This window comes from Methylomonas rivi, from assembly GCF_024505165.1.
GTDB classification, from domain to species: Bacteria; Pseudomonadota; Gammaproteobacteria; order Methylococcales; family Methylomonadaceae; genus Methylomonas; species Methylomonas rivi.
This window is the reverse complement of sequence record NZ_JANIBK010000237.1, coordinates 1-3700: the sequence shown is the minus strand read 5'-3', so window position 1 is coordinate 3700 and position 3700 is coordinate 1. Positions and strand designations below refer to the sequence as shown.

The following is a 3700-nucleotide window of genomic DNA, read 5'->3' as shown; positions in this document are numbered from 1 at the left end:
GCCGAAATCCCAGTCGGCCGCCGCACTGCCCGCGCCGCCGCGTCCGCAGGATACTTCGGAATGATTATCCTGCCACAGGCAACCGCCGCCGGTCTTGCGTTCGTCCAAAAACGCCTTGTAGTAATCGACTTTTTCCAGCAGCGGCCGCGCGCCGCCGCTGCCGGGCTTGAACCGCAGTTTGATCATGCTTTCGGCCAGATCGACATCGCCGTTGTTGGATGTGCCGTTCGAAGTGGCTACGTAAATCATGTCGCCTTCGGTAACTGGCGCCCCGCCGGCATGCCAGATGCCGGCGCCCCAGCTGTTGAACGAGGTGGCGCAAAATATCGCCGGCTGCCGGGAAACCCCATCCTGCCCCAGCAAACCGCGGGTATCGTAGGCGACCACGAAGCCGTGCGGATTTTTACGTCCGCCCAGCAAGGATTCGGCGTTTGCCGCGAACGCCAGCACTAGCCCGTGGTTTTCGGTAAGCGCCAGCCCGGCGCGCAATTTCGGATAAACGTATTGCTTGGTCTGGTTATTCTGTCTGTAAACCGCGCCGGCGTCGTTAAACCAACAGCCGCTACCCTCCTGGGATTGGCCGAATATCCGCACCGGCTCCGCCTTACGGCTGCCGTCCAAAGGATTCAGCGCAAACACCCAATAATCGCGAAAGCGGTTGTCGTTATTTTTTTTCAACCAGGCGGCCACATACAGGGTATCGGTGGCCGGATCGATAATGGGGGTGGCGGAAATACCCCAGGTAGGCGTGTGTTTCCACATATCCATGTCCTGCGAACTGATTTCCGGGCCCAGTTTGACATTGTAGACGCGGGCATTGGTACGGGCGTTGATGCCGATGACTTCGTTTTTCATGGTGGTGACGATCACCAGATCGTCGGAACCGGCGCCCTTTTCGACCACTAACGGCTGGGTTTCCACCTTGGCGTTGAAGTCGTGGATGCGCAGCAGGCCGAAATCGTCGGCATTCACATTGGATTTGTTGAGGGTGAATTCCTGATTGTTCGCGGCGGTACGAAAGTTATTGCCGGCCCTTTGCGTGATGCTGACGCTCCCCGCATGCTCAACCCAGCAAGTCGATAAAACTGCACCTAAAAAACCAACTCGTATGAAATTCATGGCGTACTCCGGCGGCTGCAAGGTCAACTGAGCCTAGAGCTTATTAGCGGCTATTGTCAAGACTTTTAACAAAGGCTATTTGCAAAATAAGGTTGGTTTCGTGTTTTGAACCTGCCCGGCCATTTCCACTCGGATGGTTGGAAATGGCATTTCGGCTAAAGCACAGAGTGGGTTGGAAACCGTTGCGGTCTGTAACTCAATCCGCTTCAATGACCACAATTCGATCAATTTCGGTCGTTGTTATTTAACACCGATGATATACAGCCCGCGGGCGGATGCCGACAGGCGTTCCGCCAAATCAGACTAGAAAAGTATCTTTCGGCGTAACCCGATAAACCGGTTCCGCCCTTCTCGGGCTCCGGAGGATACCGTTAGGCGATCCGCCCAATATGGCGGAACCGCGATGCGTTCCGCCTTACGGCCTTACCGTTTACCCTTCATCGCCAACGCTCATCGTTGACCGTCGGCAGTTCGCCTATGTCGCCACACCAATCCAACGGTAAAATTTCATTCAAAACATAGCGATGGAAGGTGGAATATGGCCAATCTCTCACTCGCTCGACATAGCCATGTTTCAACGGATTGACGTGCACGTAATCAATATGCCGGACATAGTCCAATTCGTCGATGACTGTATGTTCCCAATAGCGTCTTTGCCAAACACCGCGCTCGCGGCGTTTACGGCGCGTGGCCGATAGACGTTCGGTGCGCGGCAATCCTTTGGCAAACAACAATTTCATCAAGCGCAAACGCACGGGAAAATCGTCGGTATCGGGCGGCAAGGTCAATACCATATGCATATGGTCCGGAAGCACCACCCAGGCGTCGATATGAAACGGATACAGCCTTTTGACCCTACGCACCGCGTCGCGTAGCAAATCGATGTGATCGGTCAACAACGTCCGTTGGCGTTCCAGCAAGTTCACTGTGAAGAAATAGCAGCCGCCTGCCACAAAATTCCGTCGATAGTTCGGCACAACCCCTCCCAAAATCAATCCATGAAGTGCACCGCCATGCAACTCCATGGGAATGGCGTAGGGCGGATTCGGAGCGCAGCGACAATCCGCCAAAACCCAAGCCAACCGCATAGCAAGGGCGCGAGCAAATTAAAAGCCATCAATGGTGGATTGCTTCGCGAATCCACCTTACGACACGTCACCACGCGATTTATCCGCTGTACGGCCGTATCCGCCATACGGCCTTACGCCCCACCGCAAAATTGATCCGCCGTACGGCCGTACGCGGGCTGCCCCTTTTCCCGCAATCGAGTGCAAAAAGGAAGACCCTTATGACCCTCTATAAGGTATGCGCCGTATGGCCGTTTTAAGTCACGGACTCAGGAGTTTTACATTGAATAACATCGTTGTCATCTATGAAATAAAGCCCCTCAAGTAAACCTTCAATTAAAGTAAATCCATCGACCTCACTCGATCTAAATTTTATTGGGAATACTTTATTTAATTCATTCAAGATTGGCCCATAGTCGTCAAATGAAGGAACCATCATTCCATACCAAAAGGTAATGCATTCTCCTCTTAAAAACATAGTTGGCTTCAGGTTTTCGACGATTTCAGGCTTCCCCCAATATACATAACCTATAAAACTTTCTCGTGCTCTCGTTTCGAAACTGGCTCGGACAATGCACTGCTTATCGTATTCATAATCTTCCCGGTTAAAACCTGGCCGCACTGTTAGTTCATCTGCCGCAGTTTCGTCCATAGGAAAAAACCATACAGGACAACGCAACAAATCGTCTTCCGTTAAGTCGTATATCTGTTTATCAGTCATACTAAATTCAGCCCCACTTGTTAACTATTTTATTAAATCCTTGATCGAATTAAACAACTCGGGTCGCCCTAAGTCACCATAAGCTTTTTCCAAACCAAGCCCAATCTGATCAGCAGTATATGAAGCCTGCTTACCTGTAACCATCGGAGGGAGATATTTTGAAATTGCTTTGTGAAAAGCATCTGGATTTAACTTTCCAGTGTGTGTCCATTGCGTAACAAGTGTACCTGGATGATTTACCATTTCTTTTGACGTATAGCCAAGCATCTTACCAAGATATTCCGGTAATATGTGATGTGCTTGAAATCCCTTCTGCCCCAGTTCTCTAAGCTCTAAAACAGTTGGGCTTATTGAAGGTAGTTCCTTGGTAACCTTTGCCAAACTCGAAACAGATCTGCTCGCAAGTTGCGAAGTGCCTCCCGTAACCGCCGCAGCCGCAATCTCCAACCCTCCTTGAATCCCCCAAATCGCCGCATTTTTATAATTGCCAGCTTGGTAATTGAGCGCCGTTTGCTGTAAAGCATGTGAACCTGGCGTCACTGCATTTAGTGCACTATTGGCGTAGCTAGAAAGTTGTTGAACCCCCGCAAACGCCGACGGAGCAACTACACTCGGCCTCGCCTTCGACAACCCCAACGGATCACTAAAGCTAACCGGATTATTCCCCACATAGGCATAAGGATTGATCCCATCCGCAAAGCCCGCCGGGTCGCGCTGGGCGAAGCGGCCGAGGCCGGGGTCGTAGCTTCTGGCGCGGTAGTGGATCAGTCCGGTTGCATCCGGCTCGCGGCCG

The 3700-nt window shown here is 51.8% G+C and carries 3 protein-coding genes and 1 pseudogene; all 4 read right to left on the bottom strand.

The annotated features are described in order from the left end of the window. A pseudogene (locus tag NP596_RS20425) lies at nt 1–1119 on the bottom strand (hypothetical protein); the annotation flags it as partial. A 437-nt stretch (nt 1120–1556) separates the two neighbouring features. Next, nucleotides 1557–2096 carry an REP-associated tyrosine transposase gene (locus NP596_RS20420; protein ID WP_256617232.1) on the bottom strand — a complete coding sequence of 180 codons (540 nt, stop codon included), beginning with the start codon at nt 2094–2096 and terminating at the stop codon, nt 1557–1559. A 346-nt stretch (nt 2097–2442) separates the two neighbouring features. Next, a complete protein-coding gene (locus tag NP596_RS20415; protein WP_256617231.1) occupies nt 2443–2907 on the bottom strand; it encodes a hypothetical protein in 465 nt (154 codons plus the stop codon). Nucleotides 2908–2931: 24 nt separating this feature from the next. Further along, nucleotides 2932–3700, bottom strand: a 769-nt coding sequence (locus NP596_RS20410) for an RHS repeat-associated core domain-containing protein (RefSeq protein ID WP_256617230.1), incomplete at its 5' end; no start/stop codon positions are given.